16 protein-coding genes, 1 tRNA gene and 1 pseudogene are annotated in these 20,983 nt (G+C 55.1%); 12 read left to right on the forward strand and 6 right to left on the reverse strand.

What is annotated here, in order from left to right; genetic code table 11:
* Nucleotides 1-218 precede the first annotated feature (218 nt).
* Entirely contained in the window at nucleotides 219-2,783 is a 2,565-nt protein-coding gene (locus Fuma_RS09165) for a Calx-beta domain-containing protein (RefSeq protein WP_145944072.1), read from the reverse strand.
* Nucleotides 2,784-2,947: 164 nt separating this feature from the next.
* On the opposite strand from Fuma_RS09165, the gene Fuma_RS09170 reads away from it, so the two are divergent.
* Together Fuma_RS09170 and Fuma_RS35565 are read left to right on the forward strand one after the other, a co-directional pair.
* Nucleotides 2,948-4,408, forward strand: a complete 1,461-nt coding sequence (locus Fuma_RS09170) for an IS66 family transposase (RefSeq protein WP_077022387.1) — start codon at nucleotides 2,948-2,950, stop codon at nucleotides 4,406-4,408.
* A 327-nt stretch (nucleotides 4,409-4,735) separates the two neighbouring features.
* Nucleotides 4,736-4,927, forward strand: coding sequence for a hypothetical protein (locus tag Fuma_RS35565; RefSeq protein ID WP_077023870.1), 192 nt, complete (start codon nucleotides 4,736-4,738; stop codon nucleotides 4,925-4,927).
* A gap of 18 nt (nucleotides 4,928-4,945) precedes the next feature.
* Here Fuma_RS35565 and Fuma_RS36815 read toward each other — a convergent pair.
* Nucleotides 4,946-5,314, reverse strand: a pseudogene (locus tag Fuma_RS36815) (Ig-like domain-containing protein); the annotation flags it as partial.
* 36 nt (nucleotides 5,315-5,350) lie between these two features.
* Here Fuma_RS36815 and Fuma_RS35570 point away from each other — a divergent pair.
* Nucleotides 5,351-5,509: a hypothetical protein gene (locus Fuma_RS35570; RefSeq protein WP_169929121.1), complete on the forward strand. Its 159-nt coding sequence runs from the start codon at nucleotides 5,351-5,353 to the stop codon at nucleotides 5,507-5,509.
* A gap of 982 nt (nucleotides 5,510-6,491) precedes the next feature.
* Here the strand turns inward: Fuma_RS35570 and Fuma_RS09185 are convergent.
* Genes Fuma_RS09185 through Fuma_RS09195 form a run of 3 tightly spaced genes read right to left on the reverse strand, consistent with a single transcriptional unit; the run spans nucleotide 6,492 to nucleotide 9,760 of the window.
* Complete coding sequence (locus tag Fuma_RS09185; protein ID WP_077023872.1) at nucleotides 6,492-7,853, reverse strand: ABC transporter permease; 1,362 nt, start codon at nucleotides 7,851-7,853, stop codon at nucleotides 6,492-6,494.
* Entirely contained in the window at nucleotides 7,850-8,539 is a 690-nt protein-coding gene (locus Fuma_RS09190; RefSeq protein WP_077023873.1) for an ABC transporter ATP-binding protein, read from the reverse strand. The genes Fuma_RS09185 and Fuma_RS09190 overlap by 4 nt, the downstream gene beginning before the upstream one ends.
* Nucleotides 8,540-8,545: 6 nt before the next feature.
* Nucleotides 8,546-9,760 carry a PQQ-dependent sugar dehydrogenase gene (locus Fuma_RS09195; protein WP_077023874.1) on the reverse strand — a complete coding sequence of 405 codons (1,215 nt, stop codon included), beginning with the start codon at nucleotides 9,758-9,760 and terminating at the stop codon, nucleotides 8,546-8,548.
* A 491-nt stretch (nucleotides 9,761-10,251) separates the two neighbouring features.
* On the opposite strand from Fuma_RS09195, the gene Fuma_RS09200 reads away from it, so the two are divergent.
* The 7 genes from Fuma_RS09200 to Fuma_RS09235 all read left to right on the forward strand — a co-directional run bounded on the left by Fuma_RS09200 (nucleotide 10,252) and on the right by Fuma_RS09235 (nucleotide 17,369).
* Nucleotides 10,252-10,911: a hypothetical protein gene (locus tag Fuma_RS09200; RefSeq protein WP_145944073.1), complete on the forward strand. Its 660-nt coding sequence runs from the start codon at nucleotides 10,252-10,254 to the stop codon at nucleotides 10,909-10,911.
* 120 nt (nucleotides 10,912-11,031) lie between these two features.
* Nucleotides 11,032-11,355, forward strand: coding sequence for a hypothetical protein (locus tag Fuma_RS09205; protein WP_077023876.1), 324 nt, complete (start codon nucleotides 11,032-11,034; stop codon nucleotides 11,353-11,355).
* Nucleotides 11,356-12,084: 729 nt separating this feature from the next.
* Nucleotides 12,085-13,002 carry a DUF1559 domain-containing protein gene (locus tag Fuma_RS09215; protein ID WP_077023878.1) on the forward strand — a complete coding sequence of 306 codons (918 nt, stop codon included), beginning with the start codon at nucleotides 12,085-12,087 and terminating at the stop codon, nucleotides 13,000-13,002.
* Nucleotides 12,992-13,486, forward strand: a complete 495-nt coding sequence (locus Fuma_RS09220) for a hypothetical protein (RefSeq protein ID WP_145944074.1) — start codon at nucleotides 12,992-12,994, stop codon at nucleotides 13,484-13,486. The genes Fuma_RS09215 and Fuma_RS09220 overlap by 11 nt, the downstream gene beginning before the upstream one ends.
* Nucleotides 13,487-13,794: 308 nt before the next feature.
* Complete coding sequence (locus tag Fuma_RS09225) at nucleotides 13,795-15,462, forward strand: Kelch repeat-containing protein (protein ID WP_083731916.1); 1,668 nt, start codon at nucleotides 13,795-13,797, stop codon at nucleotides 15,460-15,462.
* 158 nt (nucleotides 15,463-15,620) lie between these two features.
* Nucleotides 15,621-16,934 (forward strand): outer membrane protein assembly factor BamB family protein, encoded by a 1,314-nt coding sequence (locus tag Fuma_RS09230; RefSeq protein ID WP_083731917.1) that lies wholly within the window; start codon nucleotides 15,621-15,623, stop codon nucleotides 16,932-16,934.
* A gap of 362 nt (nucleotides 16,935-17,296) precedes the next feature.
* Nucleotides 17,297-17,369 (forward strand) — tRNA-Lys (locus Fuma_RS09235).
* Between the two features lie 380 nt (nucleotides 17,370-17,749).
* Here the strand turns inward: Fuma_RS09235 and Fuma_RS09240 are convergent.
* Entirely contained in the window at nucleotides 17,750-18,217 is a 468-nt protein-coding gene (locus Fuma_RS09240) for a sulfatase/phosphatase domain-containing protein (RefSeq protein WP_145944075.1), read from the reverse strand.
* Between the two features lie 469 nt (nucleotides 18,218-18,686).
* Between Fuma_RS09240 and Fuma_RS09245 the strand changes: the two genes are divergently transcribed.
* Both Fuma_RS09245 and Fuma_RS09250 read left to right on the forward strand, forming a co-directional pair.
* Nucleotides 18,687-18,866 carry a hypothetical protein gene (locus Fuma_RS09245; RefSeq protein WP_145943985.1) on the forward strand — a complete coding sequence of 60 codons (180 nt, stop codon included), beginning with the start codon at nucleotides 18,687-18,689 and terminating at the stop codon, nucleotides 18,864-18,866.
* Nucleotides 18,859-20,952: a recombinase family protein gene (locus Fuma_RS09250; RefSeq protein ID WP_077023621.1), complete on the forward strand. Its 2,094-nt coding sequence runs from the start codon at nucleotides 18,859-18,861 to the stop codon at nucleotides 20,950-20,952. Before Fuma_RS09245 ends, Fuma_RS09250 begins: the two co-directional genes overlap by 8 nt.
* Nucleotides 20,953-20,983: the final 31 nt, after the last annotated feature.

A 20,983-nucleotide genomic window follows, 5' to 3' on the forward strand; every position in this document is an offset into this window, starting at 1 on the left:
GTTTCCACGAGCCAGAAACGCCCGCGACAAAACGTAAATTGCTCTAACGTCGAACCCGAACGGGGCACGTAAACACTCGACAGCGATTCCACTCTCCCGTTTTTCACGGGAGAGATTCGGCTCAACGCACAGATCTTTCTATACGACATCCAATCACTCTGTGTGACTCCCACCACTCAAGATATGTCTTGCTGCGAAGGCATTTCTTTGACGGCTGTTTATGTGCGGAAAAAGTCATCAAGATCATCAGCCAGCAGATCGCCAATAGTGCCGAAGCCGATGTCCTGCCCGGTGGCAAAGAAAAGCCAGTCCATGCTTCTACCGCCGAACAGCAGGTCACGATCATCGTCGTCGAAGACCGACTGACCGGAACCAGTCGCTTTCAGGTAGTTAGTGCCGTTAATGCCGCTGCCCGATGCGTTGAAGTTCGACAGGTTTCGCACGCGAACATCCAGGTCCGCGTCAGAATTCCATTCAGCCAGCAGGCCGCCTAACACGGTTGGATTAACATCGAACAACGTATTTCCGCCGATCAGAATATCCTGGCCGGATCCGCCAAACAGGAAGTCTCGCCCGGTGCCGCCAATGACGATGTTATTGCCGGAACCGGCCCAGATGAAGTCGTTACCTGGGCCGCCCAGCAGTAGGTCGCCGCCTCGACTGCCAACCAAGCGGTCGTGACCGTCGCCCGCATCGACGATCAGCGGCACGGCGAACGTGCCCAGAGCATTGAATCTGTCATTTCCGTCGCCGAGCTGCACGTGGATACTCGTGATCTCTCCGGCATCGAAGTTTTGAGTACCCGCGAACGTCGTCCGCACGCGGTACTTCGAAGTATTCCGCCGATGAAGAATCACGTTGTCCGCCGAACTCGTGCCCACGATGGTCAATACACCGTCTTCAATCCTGACGCCCGGGACCACAGAGTCGTCGTTCACAATTGTGCCCGTCGCGGATGTCTCAGGGGTATTGACGTTCTGCAAGGAAGCGTGCAGCGTGAAATCGACAGAGAACGTTTCGTTTAGCTCGGAAACGGTATCGCCAACGATGTCGACCGTGATGGTCTGCTTCTCCGGCGAGGTACGATCAAAGACTCGTACCTGCGGACCGCCTCCGGCATCTGCCCCGACTACGATGCTGCCGCCGGCGACGAAAATCCCACCTGTGAAGGTCGACTCGTAAGGAATGAAGCTATCCACTTGTGCGGCGTAACTGCCCCCGGAGCTGCCGTCAAAGATGCGAACCTGCGGAGGTCCTCCCGGTCCCGCTCCGATGATGATGTCATCAAAGCCATCATCATTCACATCAGCGGAACCGACCCGGACTCCACCTGTGAAGCCGGGATCGTAGGCAAAGAAGTTTCGCACGGTATCACCGGAGTTGCCGTCGAAGACACGCACTTTCGGCCCACTGCCGTGGCCGGCACCAACGATGACGTCATCCGAACCGTCGTTGTTTACGTCACCTGCTGCCACAAATACGCCGCCGGTGAAGCCCAAATCAAAGGCGAAGAAAGATTTAAGCGGAGGGGCGTCCGTGTCTTGACCGTCGAACACTCGAACTTGCGGCTCGGCACCCGGTCCAGACCCGACAATTATGTCGTCATGCCCGTCGTTGTTGACATCGCCTGAAGCGACTCGCACGCCACCTGTGAAGCCGGCATCAAAAGCAAAGAAGTTAGCGAGAAGCGGCCCCAATGGGTTCGAGCCGTCAAACACTTTCACGTGAGGCCCGCCGCCCGCCCCAGCTCCGGTAATGATATCGGGGGTGCCGTCATTATTGATGTCTCCGGTAGCGACGAAAACACCTCCCTGGAACGATTGGTCGTAGGCAAAGAAGTCCACGACTGCTGGGCCGGTGGAATTCGCCCCGTCTAACACCCGCACGTGTGGACCACCGCCAGGTCCGGCACCGGTAATGATATCGGGCGTGCCGTCGCCGTTGATATCTCCGGCTGCCACCCTGACGCCACCGGAAAAGCCGGGATCGTAGGCAAGGATATCATGTGATTGCGAGCCGGATCCGTTGAAGGCTAACTGGCCATTGTTGGACACGTAATCATTGTCGCCTGTTGTGGCGGTGCCGTCGACAGTCATAAAATCGATGACGACGGGGATATCCGAGGGATTGGAAATCACTGCTTCGAAATTCAGCAGTGTGTTTCCGCTGTCGCCTTCAGCCTTTGCTTCGCCGGAAAACGTGACGTCTGCACTGTCGTCATCGGTGATGACGATGTCGACTGGAGTCCGCGTGCCTTCATAGACGACCATGATGGGGTCGACGCTACGCAGAGACAATGCGACGATTTCAATGGGCACAAATTCCTGTTGCTCAACAAGCGGGTCATCAATGATAGGAATCAGGATCGGAATGACCGTGCCGTTCGGCGTGCCGGCTGGCACCAGGTGCGGTACATCGACAATGCCAAAGTCTGCTCCCGGCAGAGCGACTCCAAGCTGCGGCAGTGGTGGAATCGGAACCGCCGGCGTCAGCAGCTCCAATGTGACATCGAAGGGCAGAGCTCCTGTTGGGTGATTCACAGTCACTTCGATCATCGCTTCGCCGATGTTTTCCGGAATTCTGAGCGGAGGGAATGACAGCGTTGGCGGGACAATGAAGCCCGCATCGATGTCGCCAATAACAAGACCCGGCCCGACGTTTATTAGCCCCGTTTGACCAAACAGATCTGCATCACTGTCGATCGTGCTGTCCAATCCGACCCCGGGGAATGTGACCGCCAGGTCTGGCAGCGGCAGAAACTCGATGAAGTAATCACCGGGCACAGGTAGGCCGAACAGATAATCGCCGTTCGGACCGGTCGTGTTTGTGAACGCAACCAAACCGCCGCGTGGGTCAATCAGGTTGACGCGAGCGTCGATCAGTAGCTGTCCATTTCAGCTTGGAGACTGGTCTTTTTCTGTCGGTTAGATTTTGATACGACAGGTGGATGGACACGGATGTCAGTCAGATCATCGCTGTGGAAGTGAAGCAGCTTGTGCTTAGCCTGCAGCGTGAGGTTGCGGAGCTGCGGGACGAGAACCGGCGGCTGCGTGATCGGATTGAAGAGCTCGAAGGTAAGAACCCCACAGAGCGACTCGACGAGGCGTTTTCGGTGACGGCGGAAGAGAGACGCCGCGCTGAAACGGGCCGCCGAAAAGGTCGCAAAAAACAATCCTCGGCGCGTCGCGGTCGTCGCACAACCGAGCAGAAAGCGGACAACGCCGAACGACGCGAACTCATTCTGCCGGAAGGTTACAACGTCGCAGAGTGCCGTTTCGTTCGGGAACGTTTCGTCTGGAGAGTGATCAACGGCCAAGCCGTGCAGGTCGTCTATGAAATCTATCACGGCCCCAACGGCGAGAAATCCGAAATTCCGGGCGTGTGGCCGCGGTCCGAATTCGGCATTGAAGTTCATATCGCGCTGGCTCGCATTGTGACCATCACGGGACTGTCGATCGACAAGACGTGTGCATTGATTGAATTCTTCTGGAATCTGCCGCTCGGCAAATCCCAGGCGGACGCTCTGTTGAATCAACTGGCACGGCGTTGGGAACAGGAATTCGAATCTCTGTGTGACCTGATGGCGTTCAGTGCGATTGTGCATGCAGACGAAACCAGTTGGAGTATCAACAGCGTGTGGGCTTTTTTGTCGGAGAAGGCGCGCGTGCTGATCTTCGGATGCCGCAAAGACGGCGACACACTGGCTCAGATCCTGTCGAAAGAGTTGTTTGGAGGCGTGCTTGTTTCGGACGATGCGGCCGTGTACCGAGGTTTCAGTCACGCACAGAAATGCTGGGCTCACCTGCTGCGGAAGGCCATCCGTCTGACGCTGCTGAAGCCGGACAACGAAGAGTACCAGCGACTGCTCGACGGCCTGCTGGAAATTTTCTACGCGGCCAAACGCCACGCCGCCGATGGTCGTCTTGGCGATGCCGGTCGTGCGGCGAAGGTCGATGAACTTGATAACACGCTGGCGGCTCTGCTGGTGCGTTACTGCGCCGAGGATTCCGATGTTCGGGCGGCCGACTTCGGCAAGGATTTTGACAACCTGGTCTCAGAACTGATTCGGCTGATGACGGAAGAGGAGTTGTTTTGTTTTGTGACAAGCCCGGCCGCGCCAGCAACGAACAACGAAGCGGAACGCAGTCTTCGCGGCGCGGCCATGGACCGTCGCACAGGTCGAACGAGCAAAACATCGAAGGGAGCCCGTCGCCGCAGCATTCTTACAAGCGTCCTGGAATCGCTGAATCTCCATCTGAAAACACCAACGCTCAGTTCCGTGGTGGCCGAGGTCATGACGTGGCAGCAGGATGGATTCAGTCTGTTTGATCGACTGAAACTTGAAGTCGGCCTGACCTCCGCGCCGCCCGGTCAGTCGCGACTGTCCAAACTCGTCCCCGCCAACTGAACACCACACCTCACGCTGCGCACCACGCGGAAATGGACAGCTACCGTCGATCATCCCCGGTTCGCCATCGTCCTGCAATCCATTGGCGTTAAGGTCGTTCCAGACACGACCCGCGATTGCAGTCGTCGGTTCAGGGGCGTCTGGACATGGATTGCTAAATTGATCAAGCCATTGCTCAAGGATTGATTCAACTTCGTAAAACTGCTGACGCGTCTCATCATCGAATCCTGCGACGACTGATTCATCAACACCTTGAAGAGTTTCAAATTGATCTTGGTTATTTTGGAGCCACGCGGCGAAGCTTTCGTCCCCCAATTGCAGTCGTAGTTGTTCCAGTTGATTTGGGAGTTCAGCCACCTCGATATCGACGGTTCCAATCAAACTTTCGAGTGGTTCGTCGTCAATCACTTTGAAGTCAAACGACTGCGGCGTCACGTCGTTTTCTTCGTTGATGAAGAATACAACGGGATCATCCAGCGTGAGGGGCAGGTCACCTGCGACGATCGGCGCACCACCTGAGTCAATCAGCGCGCCAGCGGCTGGCAAAGTCTCGATGATAAAGGTCAGTGACTGAGTCTCCTCCGGATCACCATCGTCCCCCGTGAGATTGATGGGGAGCTTTAGGTCTTTGAACGTTGTAACCGTTTGCGAGTCGGCCGTCGGTTTATCGTTGACCGAAGTCACATCGATAGTGACAGTGGCGGTCGGGCTTTCGAGCGAGCCGCTGTCCACAACTTTGAAGTCAAAAACCTGCTGTGTTATGTCATTCGGGGCGGTAAGGAAAAATAGTCCGGGATCATCCAGCACAACAGGCAGGTCGCCGGAACTGATCACCCCGCCTCTTGGCAGAATCAGCGTTCCAGTGGTCGGGAGAGTTTCGATGACAAACGTCAGCGGTTGAATCACCTCCGGATCACCATCGTCTCCCGTGAGAATAATCTCTTGCAATACGTCTTCGAAGGCCGTCAGGGTTTGCGGGGCAGCCGTTGGCTGATTGTTGTCGGGGCATGGATTGTTGAACTGATCAAGCCATTGATTCAGCGTCGACTCGATCTGTTCAAACTCCGAATACGCCTGTTCGCCGAACTCATTAATGACTGATTCACCAATGCCTTGAAGATTTCCGTATTGATTTTCATTGTCTTGGAGCAATGCGGCGAAGCTTTCGTCCCCCATTTCAAGTCGCAACTGTTCGAAATGATGCGGGAGTTCGATGATCACAGTCAGCAGCGTGCGGCCTTCGAGTATCTCAACCGGTGTCGCGGCGACCAGTTTCCCTACACTTTGTCCCCGGGTCTGCCTGCGAGATCGCCGACCATGGACAGATCCATCCCCGAAACGCTTCATGCGATCAATTATTGATGAAAGCCACTGAGTCCAACGCACGCAATGCGCGATAGCGCCCGCCGAAACGGAATTCGTTGTGACCAACCACGTCAGAATTGAGTACGTTTTTTGCACAGCTTTCCCCCGGTATTGAATCTTCCGGGCAGGAACTGCCAGCGATCAACTGGCATAACGGTTTCTGACAAGCGGTGTCCGCGAATGATTTCCGGCCCTTAACCGAGTAAGCAGGATGACTACAAGAATGCTGCAAACAATTTTCGGGATTTTTCACATCGCCGCGCTGTCCGTGAAAGCGGCGGGACGAAGTTGCAGGTCCGTTGCGAGACAAAAAAGGCGGGGCATGTGCGACACAAGCCAAGGCCAAAACATTCACTGCTGTATCGACAAGATTCTGCTGCCGCACCGGATTCTCGCGGGGCTCACAGCGTTTCACACTGACTTGTGGCTGCGGAAATCGGTTTTGGCCCTACGTGGGCCGGTTCCCGCGAGCCAGAACCGTCCATAATCAAACGTAAACTACTCTATTCGCAAAGACGGAACAAATTCTTCAGTCTCCGCAGCCGCAGTGGAAGACGCCAACGTGCTTCATTCCAATACATTCACGCGATTCGAAGCTGCGTTTTCGGGAGAACTGGCAGGTAGCGAGCCGGGAGGCTTGCTTGTCCTCCAGCCGCAGCAGTAGATGCCGCAGCTAGGCCAGTATGTGGTTCACTTGCGACGGCAACGAAATTATTTGCTAGCCGTTTAACGCGTCTGCGACATCGGTTCGGTAGGCGGCCATCGCTGGCAGGAATCCGACCAGAGCTCCAAAAACGAGCAACACGGGGAAAAGTACGAATTCGTACGGGTTCACTGCCCAACCGTTGAGCAACAACCCTGTTCGAGCGCTTAGATACGGGGCGCTTAGTACGAACAGCGTGTGTCCCAGCAGCCAGCCGATCAGCCCGCCGCCAAGGCACAGCACGGCGGATTCGGTCAACACGATTGCGAACACACTTTCTCGTCGAGCTCCCAGTGCTCGCATGATACCGATCTCGCGTTTGCGATCTGACATGCTGTTATAGATACTCACAAAGATGCTGATTCCGGAAACCACAATCACCATCGCCGTCAGCACCATAAACATCTTCTGAATGTTGCCCACGAAGTTAGTCATTAGCCGCTGAATGGGCCGAATGGGATTCACCGCCATCGCCTTGTTTCCATCCCTCAGTTTATGTACCAAATTAACGGCGTTGAAAGGCGATTTGGTACGCACATAAATCGCGGTGATTTGTTTCATGGCCTCAGGTGTATCCAAACCGTAGCCCATTGCCGGGTCGCCGATCTGTTCACCTTTCCTACGCCGCGCACGAAGTTCGTCAAGCTGAGCGAAAGCTTCATCGCGCCGTTCCGGGTCGTCGCCGTAGAACTGCTTCAGTGAGTCCCAAACCTCGTCAATCGGCTTTTGATGACCTTCCAGCGTGTAAACGGCTTCGAGGTTCAAAAACACGCTGCGATCGTTGGGCGTGCCCGTTTGCCGAAGCACGGATACGATTGTGAACATCTCATCATGTTCGTCTTCGCTGTCCGCACTGCCATGCACAATGCTGAACTGATCACCCACCTTCCAGTTGTTGTGTCGCGCGACCTGAGAACCAATCACGGCATCATAGATACCTTCCAGTTGCTTGGTGCCCGGCTGGTCTTCAACCTGAAACTTCTGACCGGGCGTGTAGTCGTTCAGAAAATACTCATTGGTCGTGCCGACAATCGGAAACGCTCCGTCCTGCGGCCTGGTAAAGTCGCCGAATGCCAGCGGAATTGCGATCTCCACTTTAGAGTCCTCACGAAGCTCTTCCAGGTACATGTACGGCAGGTTCGCGATCGGTGGCTGAATGCGGTACACGGAACTCAGCACTAATTGCAGATCACTTCCCTTCGCACCCACGATCAAGTCGTAAGCGATCGCTCGCTGATTGAACGCGGTGTCCAAAGCACCGGCCGCGACCAGCACGCCGACCATCAACATCACGCCTAGCGCGACGCTTAGAGCGGTCAATGCCGATGCCAACCAACGCTGTTTTACGCTTTTCCATGCAATCGTCAGAAGGTTCATGCCGATGCCTCCTGAGGACTCGCTTCCGGCTTATTGAAGTCGGACAACCGGTCGACTCGTTCAAAGGTATTAGCCACTTCCATCGCGTGCGTCACCATTAGCAGAGTCACACTGTTTTCTTTGCAGGTGTCTTTAATCAAATTCAGAATCAAATCCTGGTTGCCGGGGTCCACATTCGCCGTCGGTTCGTCGGCCAGCAATAGCGCTGGCTTGTTGGCTAAGGCTCGAGCGACCGAGACTCGCTGCTGTTCCCCCACCGACATCCGCTGCGGCGTATGGTTCATGCGACTGCGCAGGCCGACTCGATCCAGCAATGTGATCGCGAATTCCCGGTCGACTCCGCGCCCGGAGAACGACATTCCCAGCAACACATTTTCCAACGCAGTAAACGCTGGCAACAGGTTGAAGGTTTGAAATACAAAGCCAATCTTCGCGGCCCGGAAGCGGTCACGGACGGCTTCCGGCAACTTCGCAATATCCCTGCCGTCAACCACTACCTGGCCGCTGTCCGGCGCGAGGATTCCGGAAATGACGTTCAATAGCGTCGTCTTGCCGCCCCCACTGGAACCGACCAAAGCCGCCTGTTCTCCCTGTTCAAGCGCATAACGATCAATGCCGAGTACCGGAAGGCGATGGCCGTTGGGTTCTTTGTAGGACTTGCGAACGTTTTCGAGTAGGAGTGACATACGAAGCTACTTGTCCGACTGGAATTGATAAAGCTGGCCGAATGTCGTGGTGAAGTAGATCTCGCCCGCTTCGTCTTCACCGAAGCTCATCACCGGCAACTTATCTCCTGTCAGCGTATAGTTCGCCACGGTCTTAGAGCCGTCATGTTCCAACGCCCATAGCAGGCCGGAGACGTAATCTGCGTAAACGTATTTGCCGACCAGTTCCGGCACAGCCTTACCTCGATACACGCTTCCGCCGGTAATCGACTTACCCACAGAATGGTGGTACTCCCAAATCGGATCGACAAATTTATCCGTATTTTCGTCGTCCCCATCGGGGCGGAACCAATGCTTCGCTTCGCGAATGTTCCAGCCGTAGTTGCCGCCTTTTTCGATGATGTTGATTTCTTCCCATAGGTTTTGACCAACATCGCCCGCCCACAGCTTGCCTGTTTCCCGGTCAAACGACATTCGCCAGACGTTTCGCAGACCATAGGCATAGATTTCCGGCCGAGCCATCTCTTTTTCGCCACGGCGGTTCACGACAACTTCATGACCGATAAACGGGTTGTCCTTCGGAATCGCGTAGTTCTTTCCGTCGTCTTTGTTGTCAACGTCGATTCGTAGCATGGAACCCAGCAGAGTACGTAGATTTTGGCCGTTGCCGTTCGGATCGTTGGCGCTGCCGCCGTCGCCCAGTCCAACGTAAAGAAAGCCGTCTGGTCCAAACCCAATAGTGCCGCCGTTGTGGTTCCAGAAGGGTTGAGGAATTCGCATGATCTCCTCTTCAGATGCCGGGTCAGCCTTATTCTTATCGTCATTAGAAACCGTGAAGCGAGAAATTACCGATGTGTGGTCTGCCGATGCCGTTGTGTAGTAAAGAAAAAACTGACCGTTCTTTTTGAAGTCAGGATGAAATGCAAATCCCAACAGGCCTTCCTCATTCTGGTTGTCCTTGTAGGTGACTCGACTATCCACATCCAGAAATACGTCCGCTTCTTCCACATCTGCGTCGTTAGGAAAAACCTTGATCACGCCTTTTTGTTCGGCCACAAAGACGCGATCGGAACCATCGTTGGCGTGAGTCACCACGATGGGACGATCAAAGATCAGGTTCTCAAACGCGCGAGTGGCGCTCACGGGCAGAGCACCTTCTTTGACGTCGTCACTTAGGCAGACATTTGATAGCGAGGTCGCGAGCAGCGAACTAACAGCCACGGTGGCCAGCAGTGTTTTCACAGTTTTCTCCGAGTCGGTGCAGGGTGAGGAATTTGCACGGCTTGACGTGCGTACGTCTGATAAAGCGTTGCTGCGGGAAGAATTCGTACTTTTGATGATGCGTACGATGGACCTCCTAAGCCGGTGGGCCGCAGAATACGCAGATTAGTTCTCGTTGATTGCGAATTCAATCCGGTCGCCACAGCGCAACCTCACGCGCTCCTTGATTCACCAGCGTATAGCGATCACTCGCCGGTTTGCCTTGGTAAGTGTGTGTGCACAAGCAACTAGTGGGCGACGGAACTTACTTTTCGAATCCTATCCGCTCTGCCGCCCGGACCGCGTGCACGAGTTCGCCCCACCGGACATTCCACCACATCACCGGCTGACAACCGCCGTGCTGAGCCCATCAGGATCCGGGCAGCTGCACTTCCTCCGTAGAGGGGTGGCGGCAGATTCTGCCGGTTTGTAGAATCCCGGCTGCTCGTCCTTTGGTTCAATTGGCTTTCGGAATGGATTCCACCGCACAACAGGATTACCTCACGACCACGCCGGCCTGGCCTTCGCCCGCACCGCGCGAAAGCTGTGTCGAACCGCCAGTCGACACGCTTGCTTTGTCCGAGCGGCTGGCTGAACTTCAGCAACGCTCGCGCAAAGAGCTGCGGCGACTCTTTCACGAGCTACCTGTGCCGTCGCTCGACGAAATCGAAGGTGAGTACCGAGCTGTCCTACTGGATCAAGGCCATTGGTTCGCCAACCTGCTGACTCGAGCGTTCGTCAATCGTGGTGGCTATTGGATCGGAAAAGCATTTCAGCCAGCATCCGAAACAGGAGGCTACGGTTACAACATCTTTCGCACTCGCCGAGGCGTGCGACGTGCGTTTCGAATGCATACCTATCTGACCGCAACGAATGCCAAACCAAAAGAGCAGTTCACCATTGAATATGGCGAAACTAATACAGGCACCGTTGGTACTATCCATGACGAAGTACGCCGTGTCACTCCTGGACTATACCTGGGCCTCGGATCAGTTCACCTACTTGGTGGCCGAATCTTCAGACGCCCACGGAAAGTGCTATTCGCATTGGCCGGTCCGGTAGCCGACTTCCGGCAGGAGGCATCAGAGCAGGATGTCTTCGATGCAGACGAAGTGTTTCCCCCATTGGTATAGATTCAGCGAATCATTCCTGAGATCACAATGGCAGAAGTACAATAGTAAGTTGTCTTCGGTCGTAGTCATTTTTAGTATGCCCGCCATATCTGTTTGTCCAGTCTAAACCAGGAAACACCAATGGCGAAAAAAGTTAACAAGACTCAGCTGATCAAAGAAGAGCTCACAAAGAACCCGGATGCGTCACCGATTGACGTTGCAGCGAAGCTGAAAAGTCACAAAGTGACGCCGCAGTATGTCAGTTCGGTCAAGTACCACATGATCCACAAAGATGATGCCCCTAAGACGAAGAAAAGAGGAGCGTCGGCCAAGAAGAAAGTTAGAAAGCCAAACCGAGCAGATATCAGCCTCAGCGATCTTGTCGCCGCAAAGGAATTTGCAGAATCAGTTGGCGGAGTCGACACCGCAAAGGCAGTTCTCGATGCTCTATCAAAACTAAGCTAACAGCATTCCAAAAGAACCCTCTCGATAGCATCTTCGACGAGGGTTTTTCTATGCGCAGAAATTACTATCAAACCCCCAACAATAAACCCCGCCCCGCACTCCCAGCGACGCCTCCTGCCAATCACACCCCAATCACGGTCGCCACCAGAGACACGCGCCATAGTACCAATCATGGCAAAGCTGGAGCTAATCAATTCGATAGCGAACGGTCGCGCGAACAAACGTCCCACACCAACCACGCTCACTTCGAATTCGCCTCATCAATCCAACCGCCTCGGCTTCCAGGATGTGCTGCACTTCGCTGATTCGCGTGCGGTATCAGTATCGCATTGAGCTTCGACCTGGCGCCCGTGTCACGAAAGCACCAGCGGCCCGTCGCTGAAGAACAATTGCCTCGTACGGGATATTGCGGCTGCAACGCCATCGTAGGGCAAGGCTGGCAATAGGACTCCTCCGCGAGCAGAAGGCGGTTCTCGCGAAAAGTGAGAAAACGTCGAAAACGTTGTGATCAGCGGTTGTTCGTGGCTTAACCGCCGCTAAATTGATGAGACTGAGTCTCAGTGTCACTGCAAGGGGTTCAGTCCGAGGCCGCAGCAAGCCAAATTTGTGGGCGTTTCTTGACGCCCCTTCGCTTCCACGCATAGCCAGCCACGCTCGGGATCTGATTGACCGTCACACAGGGTGTCGGTCTCAAATTCAACGAGTCTGTCTATCCAAAGGAAGACCATCATGCGCGCCCACGCACGGAGCCAGCGCGGCTTCACGCTGATCGAACTGCTTGTCGTCATTGCGATCATCGCCATCCTCGTTTCCCTGCTTCTGCCTGCTGTGCAACAGGCCCGCGAAGCGGCTCGGCGAACTCAGTGCAAGAACAATCTCAAGCAGATTGGCCTCGCATTGCACAACTACCACGACGTCTACAGCACGTTCCCCAACGTCAATGCGAATAGCACACTCAGCGGCGGAAGTCTGTTCACATCGATTCTGCCGATGATCGATCAGGCCAACAGCTACGCGCTGTACGACTTCAACAAGATCAATAGCGACCCCGACAGTGTCGCCGTGACCGGTCAGACGATTTCAGGCTACCTTTGTCCGTCATCGCCGATGAGGCGACAGGTGCCGAGTTGCGACACTGATAACGGTCGAGCCCCAGGCAACTACGCGGCCTGTATTGGAACTCAATCCTACAATCCGTATTGGGCCTACATTCCTGGTACACCGCGTCCGACTTTAGACGGAGCAATCGTGTATACAGACAGCACTGCCGGGAAAACGAAATTCCGTGACTTCACAGATGGCACAAGTACAACGCTGATGATCGGCGAAACGGCTTACAACCTGCCGGACTATAAATTCACGTCCGGAAGTTGTGCCGGCGATTCGCGGTATTCATTCACGTACTGGTCCGTGCCGTATCCCGGTTCGACTGCCTGCTCAACCAACGACGGATTCAACCCGCGCGACTACAAAGACGACGGCGTTTACGATGCCGCGTGGATCAACACGTTTCGCAGCGATCATCTCGGCGGCGTGCAGTTCACTTTGGCTGATGGCTCGGTGCACTTCATTTCTGAAAACATCGACGCCGGAGTTCTTGATGGACTCGCTAGCCGCAACGGAGGCGAGGTGATCGGTGAGTTCTAATCGCATCCCTCTAAAACGACCTGCCACAAGTTCGCGTTTGCTTGTGCTGATTCTAAGTGCAGCAGTCGTCGGATGTGGTTCGAATTCAAAAGGCCCCAGGCGAGTCGCAGCGAACGGCATCGTGAGTTTAGACGGGCAGCCGTTGGAGAACGGCACGATTCGTTTCATCCCGACGGGTGGCACAGAAGGTCCCAAAGTTTCGGTCGCGATCATCAACGGATTCTTTCAGTTTCCACAAGAGGTTGGGCCCGTTGTTGGGCATCATCGAGTCGAAATCGAAGCGCCGGAGGCTGGCGAATTCGCATTGGATGACGAAGAGGCTTTGCAACGCCTGCAGCAGCAGGGACGCAAAGCGAAGGTCGAAGTGTTGCGAATTCCTGCGGTCTACAACAAGAACAGTCAACTGACGGCAGACCTCAGTGAAGCCGGGCCCAATGACCTGGCGTTCGAATTGGTCTCCAGGCAAACGACAGAGCGAATGTGATCACGTAGCAGCGCCTCTCCGAGACGCTGAACAGAGTAGGAGAGACTCGTCTGCGTGTTTAAGGTGGATTCTTATCTGCCGGTCGCTCAAAACAACCAACGGTCGAGGCCGATCGCAAACAGGTCCGGGATTTTAGCGACGAGCGGTTTCGATGGCGCAGTCTTATCCCGGCCGTGCGTCACTACTCATTGCATAGACACGGCGTGACAGCCGGTTCGATTCGTCCAATTTTCAAGCATGCCGTAACAATGCCATTCGCCTTTTGTTTCGGCTTAACCATTTTTCACTAACACAGAAAGTTCACGAGCATGAAGACTCTATTCACGACTGCGATGAGCCTGCTGATCGCGTCAACAGCCCCCGCGCATTTTATCTGGCTGGCTCCTGTCGAAAGCGGTGGGCAGACCAAAGTGTGCGTCTACTTCGGCGAAGACGCCACCGACGACAACGCTGACTACCTGTCGCGCGTGAGCGGTGTCACCGTGTCAAAAATCACGGGCACTGACGATGCCGTCGCTCTGAAACTCACGAAGACCGACGAATCGATTTCCACAACGATCAACGCCAAAGACAATAGCGTCTATGTGACGTCACATGACCTGGGCGTGATGGATCGTGGCGATTCTAAGTTTCGTTTAAAGTACTATGCCAAGACCGGTCCGGACGCTTCGTCTGCCGCCTGGCAACAGGCAGTTGCCACTGACGACATCGCTCTGGACGTTGTGCCGAAACTACACAGCGGCCGAATCACGGTGAAAGTTTACTTCAACGAAAAGCCAGTAGCCGGAGTGCAGGTCAAAGCCGCTCGACCAGGTGCCGACGACATAGAAGCAGAAACCGATGCGAAGGGCGTCGCGTCCTTCGACGTTGCTGATGCGGGGCTGTATTCTATTCGGGCTCGACACATCGAAGCCAAAGCGGGCGAAGTGAAGGGCAAGAAGTATCCGGAAACGCGCCACTATTCGACCGTGGCCCTGATGGTTCCGATGTCTGCTTCAACGGTCGCGAAACCGGCATTCCAGAACATTCCGCAGCCAGTGACCAGCTTCGGTGCCGCAGTACTGAACGATTCCCTCTACCTGTACGGAGGCCACACCGGCAGTGCGCATTCTTATTCGAAAACGGAGCAGGGACGTCAGCTGATGAAGCTGAATCTCAAGTCTGGCGAATGGGACAAGCTGGCCGAAGGGCCGGGCCTGCAGGGATTGGCCCTGGTCGCTCATGGGAAAAAGCTGTATCGCATCGGCGGTTTCACAGCAATGAATGAAGAAGGCGACGACCATAAGTTGGTCTCGCAAGACTACGCTGCGTGCTTCGATCCCGCGACCAGCACGTGGTCAGATCTTCCGGCTTTACCCGAACCACGTTCGTCTCACGATGCGGCTGTCGTTGGAGACAGCATTTATGTGGTCGGCGGCTGGGCGATGACCGGCGAAGGCGACCACGTATGGCACGACACTGCCTGGAAGATGGATTTGACAGCCGACGAATTGAAATGGGAAGCCATCGCATCGCCGCCGTTTCAGCGTCGAGCGATCGCGGCAGCCGCTCATGATGGCAAACTCTACATCATCGGTGGCATGCAATCGGAAGGTGGACCGACGACGAAGACAGCCACTTACGATCCGGCCACGAACGCCTGGTCCGAAGGCCCGGAGTTGTTCGTCAAAGCCGATCCCAAGCCCAAAGACGGTGAGAAGCCACAGCGCAGCATGTCGTCCGGCGGCATGACGGGTTTCGGAGCATCCGCCTTTGCGACGGGCGGTTCACTGTACGTAACAACTGTGCAGGGTACATTGCAGAAACTGTCACCAGACGGATCAAAATGGGAAGTGGTTTCCGAAGACGTGACGCCACGATTCTTCCATCGTCTGCTACCGTTGAACAGTCGGCAACTGGTGGTTGTCGGGGGTTCAAACATGAGCATCGGCAAGTTTGAAGAAGTCGAAGTGATTGATGTGGCAGAGGGAACATAGTCGTCTAAGGTCATGCCGCCTTTCGCCAATTGTTGTGGAAGGCGGCGATCTATCCCGAGCAGTCAACTTCACAACTTGGTACTGAACGCCGTTTGCGATACCAGACAGCGATACCCACACAATGGCCTTTCATTTATTTTCAAGTCAAGCCGCAGCTCATGAAACACCTTGCCTCACTTCTCGTCGCTTCAACCATTGCGGCCACAGCATTCGCCAACGACGCATGGACGTCTTTCCAAAACGGCGGCAACGTTGCGACCGCAACACCGAGTGAAGTGTCGCTCGGCGATATCCAGTGGCAAACGGAATTCACCGGCTACGGCCAATCGTCGCCAGTCGTGTGGGATGGCAACGTCTATATCACGACGGTGCAAGGCGATAATAAAGACAAATGCCATGTCACTGCTTACAGGCTCGACGACGGCACTCAGCTGTGGCAGCACACACTGGCCAACGCCACGCCAGCGGAGAGCAGCAACTACATCAGCAAAGCGGCTCCTTCCCCCGTGACGGACAAAGACGGCATCGTGTGTTTTTTCGAAGGCGGCAACGTCATCGCGTTGACGCACAAAGGCAAAGTTCGCTGGGAACGCAACCTCGTCGAAGACTATGGCGACCTGAAGGCTCGCCACGGGCTGTCGTCGTCGCTCGAACAGGACGATGATTCAGTGTTCGTTTGGGTCGAACGTTCTGACGATCCGTACATTGCCAGCCTGAACAAACAGTCAGGCGAAACCGAATGGAAATCGAAGGGGCTCGGAGCCACTGCGTGGTCGAGTCCCCGTTTAGTGCCAGTCGACGGCGGTCAGCATCTGGTGCTGAGTGCCATCGGAAGCCTTGCTGGTCTGGCCCCGGCTACCGGCGAACGATTGTGGACCTTCGACGGCATTAGTGGAAATTCCACACCAACGCCGATGCCTTTGGGTAACGGGCGATTCCTGATTGGAGCAACTATTGGCCGTGGCGAATCGGGTGGCGGGCGAGCTGCAGAATCCAACGGCGTCGTTCAGATTCAAAAAACAGACGACGGCAAGTGGTCGGCCGACTATGCATGGAAAGCCAAGCGAGCGACCAGTTCATTCGGTTCGCCGATCGCTCATAACGGCGTCGCAATGTTCGTGAACCGCGAAGGCGTGCTGTACGGGCTAAATGCCGAAACAGGTGACGAACTATTCGCCAAGCGGCTCAAAGGCAGCACTTGGGCGACACCAATTGCGATGGGCGAGCAAGTATTGTTCTGTGAAAAGGATGGCAAGATCGACACTCTCTCGAATATCGGTTCCGCCCAAAAGCTGAGCACCTGGGACAATCTTCCGGAACCATCGAAACCTGATCCACCGGCAGAAGCCGAAAATGAAGGCCGCGGCGGCCCGCCTTCCGGTCCCGTACTGTACGCGGCCGTCGTTACCGGCGATCGTCTGCTACTGCGACAAGGCGACCGGTTGTTCTCCGTGGCCTTGAAGCATCAATAACTGTCGCTTCGCCAGCGACCGCCAATCGCCACCAGCAACGAGACCTGTTCACGAGCATGCCAATTGCCGCTCACATTGCCGTCGGCCTGAAATTTTCGGGGAACGTTCGCCGCCAAGAAACTCTCGAACTAACGTTCGAATTTCTTTCAAGGCAGCCAACAAATCTTCTCATCATCCGCAACACTAACGCTTTCCGAAATTTTCTTCAGCCATTGGCGGTCCGCGGCTGGAAATGAACAGAAATCCCGATATGGTTTCGCGGGCTTGGCGGTGACAGTCGTCTGCTTCATCAAATGTTGCAGCAGTTAACCCGCATAAGCGGGAACCACAAGGTCGTAAAAACCTAGTGTTTTCATTAACCAGAGGGCGTAGCTCAGTTGGTAGAGCAACGGACTTTTAATCCGTAGGTCCAGGGTTCAAGTCCCTGCGCCCTCACTCTTTCTAAAGCTTTGAAGCCAAAGCCTTTAGCACGTTTAGCTCCCCAGTCTTCAGCTGGGGAGCTATTTTTTTGTACTCTCCGTTAATCTGGCACGAGCGGGCGGTGGCGTGGGGAAGAAAGCTTGGCCGTGATTTCAGCCACGACTCTGTGAATGGAACCCGGCTCGGTCATTGAGGCGGGGACCTGTTTGCCGTTCATTGGGAGCTGCGTGAGCATTGTAAGCGAATCGATGCTGACATGTTCGCAGGTGGCGAATTCTTTGGGCGTCGTTCTTGCTGGCTGCGATTTTAACAGTGAACTCAGGCTTCGTAGCGAGGATCGTTAAGTGGGTATGATCGCTTTCGATGCCGTGCCTTAACTTATTCGCTGCTGGCGGTCATCTGGGGCGTGTTCGGCCATCGGACTCGGCCTTTCGATAGGCTGCGGAAAGTTGCTCTGCGATTACCGGATGGTCGTTGATGACGTTGGTCTGTTCGCCGGGGTCTTTTGACAGATCGTAGAGCTCGTTGCCTCGGTCTTCGTCGTCGCCGTAGCGAACAATCAGCTTCCACTGCTCGCTACCCACCGCGACGGCACTGTCTTTGCCGTTGCCCAGAATGAAAATGGCTTTCCGTCCGACGATTTTCTCTTCCCGGCCCAGCAGCACAGGCAGCAGGCTGAACGAATCTTCGGCGGCGTCCGAAGGTAGTTCCTGTCTGACGATGTCCGCCGCTGTGGCGAACAGGTCGGTCATCGTGATCATTGCCGCCGATGAGGTTCCCGGTTCAATACGGTCTGGCCAGCGAGCAATAAACGGAATGCGATGACCGCCTTCGTAGGAATACCCTTTGCCATCGCGCCACAGGCCCCAGTTTTTTGGTCCATCCGGTTCGTTGCACTCACCGTTTTAACACTCAGTGCCGTTTTGTCTATCTAACCCCGTGGTCCAAATATTGGGGTCTACTTCACCGGGCAGTAGGCACCCGGTGCTTGTTGTACAACCTCACGTACCGATAGCCATGTTACCGAGGCAGTAGTTCGGTATCGATGGCACCCTTGGTTTGATCAGCCCGTCACGATTGATCGAGCGATCGTACGTCGTGATCGCGGAGCTGTCTATTTGTGTCGTCCTGCCGACGTGACGGACGGAAAGTTTCGTGAAGTTCCGCAGTGGATGTTGAATCAGTCTGTATGCTGCGTCATGCAGCTACGCGACGAACCCTGCGTTTCAATATCAGCACTATTGAATCTTTCAGCACTGCTGCGGGACGCCACAGCGGGCGATGAGTTTCTGATAGATGTTCAGCATTTCCAATCTTCTCAGGGAGATGCTGATGCCACAACCCAGAACGAAACCGACAACACAGCTTGATCTGTTTGAAGTGAGTCCGCCCCGGCCGCGATGGAGTGATCTGCCCAGCGAGACTCGGGAAGAAGCGACCCGATATCTGGCGGAACTCGTTCGTCATCATGCTGAAAATCTCAACAGCGGAAAGGAGTCCGAAGATGAGTGAAAAGATTGAAGCCATCCATCTTCAGCGGAAAGCCGTTCTTTACATTCGTCAGTCGTCGCCGTTTCAGGTGCTTCACAACGAAGAAAGCCGCAGGCTGCAGTATGCCATGCAGCAACGGATGCGTTCACTGGGATGGAAAGACATTGAAGTCATCGATGAAGATCTGGGGCGCAGCGCGTCCGGCAGCGTTGTTCGATCGGGATTTGAACGCATGGTCGCCGATGTGTGCCTCGGGAAGATCGGGGCCGTTGCTGCACGAGAGGTGTCGCGGTTTGCTCGCAACAGTCGTGAATGGCAGCAACTGGTTGAAGTGTGTCGAGTCGTGGACACGTTATTGATCGATCAGGAAACGGTCTACGCTCCTCGCCGGAGCAATGACCGACTGTTGCTGGGACTGAAAGGAAGTTTGAACGAATACGAGCTGGACCTCCTTCGTCAGCGATCCGTAGAAGCTCGGCGTGAAAAGGCGCGCCGAGGAGAACTGATCATTTCGGCACCGGTCGGATATCTGAAAACGGGAACGACTCGAGGCAAAGATCAGCGCATTGAGAAAGACCCGAATACTCGCGTGCAACAGATGATCAATCTGGTGTTTCGCAAGTGCTTCGAACTGGGGAGTGCACGGCAAGCTTTGATGTGGCTTCTGGAAGAAGATCTGCAGATGCCGACACGAGACAAAGCCGGAGTCCTGAAGTGGAAGCGTCCGACATACGGGATGGTGTACCAGATCCTGACTCATCCGGTGTACGGTGGGGCGTATGCGTATGGCCGAACCGAACATCAGCCATCGTATGAAGGTGGATTCGTTGATTCAAAAACACGGCGGCGCAGTCGCGAAGAATGGATCGCATTGATTCCCGAACATCACGAAGGCTATGTATCGTGGGAGGAGTTCGAACGATTGCAGGATTTGATTTCGTCAAACAATCTGCGTTCCGGGCGAGGCGCTGCTCGAAAAGGTTCGGCACTGTTGTCGGGAATGCTGGGCTGTCAGCAATGTGGACGGCGACTGGCCGTCGCGTACAGCGGAGTCGGAGCGAAAGTGCCACGTTACTGCTGCCACCGAGGGTATCTGGACAATGGCGAAGCCAAGTGCATCGCATTCGGTGCCACGTCCGTTGACATCGCCGTTGCAGAACAGATATTCCGTGTTGTTGCTCCTGCCGCTCAAGAGGCCGCCATGCTCGCTCACCAGAAAACAACCGAACGTGACAACGAAATCCTTCAGGCACTGGAAGGGGAACTTAAGTCTGCTCGTTATGAAGCATCGCGTGCACAACGTCAATTCGATGCAGCTGACCCGGAAAATCGACTTGTCACCGAGGAACTGGAACGAAGATGGAATGCGTCGATGCAACACGTCAGCGACGTCGAAGCACGGATCGATCAGCAGCGAAATGACAGATCTTCAATCGACGATCCTGATTTGCAGGGTCTGATGGCAGTCGTGGCTGACCTTGACGCAGTCTGGAACAATCCTGATGCTGACATTCGAATCAAGAAACGCATCGTTCGGACTCTGATCCGCGATATCGTTGCGGATGTCGACAACGACGTGAGCGAAGTCATTCTTACAATCCACTGGGTTGGTGGTGTGCATACCGAACTGCGACTTCCCCGCCGTCGTCGCGGAAAATCGACAGCCACGACAGCCACGACAGCCACGTCAGCAGAGGCCGTCGATGCTGTCCGGTCACTCGCACGAATCTGTTCCGACGATCTCATCGCCGGACTGCTCAACCGCAACGGGTTACCAACGGGACGAGGAAACCGGTGGACTCGAGAGCGGGTCACATCGATGCGGAACTACCACAAGATTGCCCGCTGGACTGCACAGGCTCAATCTGATCAAGGCTGGATGAACCTAACCGACAGCGCAAAACATCTTGGCATCAGCACGCGGACACTCAGACTGGCGATTGAACGAGCCGATATCAAAGGTCAACACCCGCTTCCGGACGGACCGTGGATCATCAATCGCAGCGAACTGGAGACGCCAGCGGCAAAGGCCGTTGTCCGGAAGGCAAAAACTCGAAACCGCAACCCCGCGGTACCAGATCCCAAACAGCAATCCCTTGAGTTTTAACTCAAATAGAACAAAGGTGCATAATGAAACA

This window comes from Fuerstiella marisgermanici, from assembly GCF_001983935.1.
GTDB classification, from domain to species: Bacteria; Planctomycetota; Planctomycetia; order Planctomycetales; family Planctomycetaceae; genus Fuerstiella; species Fuerstiella marisgermanici.

Excerpts from the sequence above, each read along its gene's own strand:
- Fuma_RS09170 (WP_077022387.1), top strand. The coding sequence starts at position 2,948 with ATGGACACGGATGTCAGTCAGATCATCGCTGTGGAAGTGAAGCAGCTT.
- Fuma_RS09185 (WP_077023872.1), bottom strand. The coding sequence starts at position 7,853 with ATGAACCTTCTGACGATTGCATGGAAAAGCGTAAAACAGCGTTGGTTG.
- Fuma_RS09190 (WP_077023873.1), bottom strand. The coding sequence starts at position 8,539 with ATGTCACTCCTACTCGAAAACGTTCGCAAGTCCTACAAAGAACCCAAC.
- Fuma_RS09200 (WP_145944073.1), top strand. The coding sequence starts at position 10,252 with ATGGATTCCACCGCACAACAGGATTACCTCACGACCACGCCGGCCTGG.
- Fuma_RS09205 (WP_077023876.1), top strand. The coding sequence starts at position 11,032 with ATGGCGAAAAAAGTTAACAAGACTCAGCTGATCAAAGAAGAGCTCACA.
- Fuma_RS09215 (WP_077023878.1), top strand. The coding sequence starts at position 12,085 with ATGCGCGCCCACGCACGGAGCCAGCGCGGCTTCACGCTGATCGAACTG.
- Fuma_RS09225 (WP_083731916.1), top strand. The coding sequence starts at position 13,795 with ATGAAGACTCTATTCACGACTGCGATGAGCCTGCTGATCGCGTCAACA.
- Fuma_RS09230 (WP_083731917.1), top strand. The coding sequence starts at position 15,621 with ATGAAACACCTTGCCTCACTTCTCGTCGCTTCAACCATTGCGGCCACA.
- Fuma_RS09245 (WP_145943985.1), top strand. The coding sequence starts at position 18,687 with ATGCCACAACCCAGAACGAAACCGACAACACAGCTTGATCTGTTTGAA.
- Fuma_RS09250 (WP_077023621.1), top strand. The coding sequence starts at position 18,859 with ATGAGTGAAAAGATTGAAGCCATCCATCTTCAGCGGAAAGCCGTTCTT.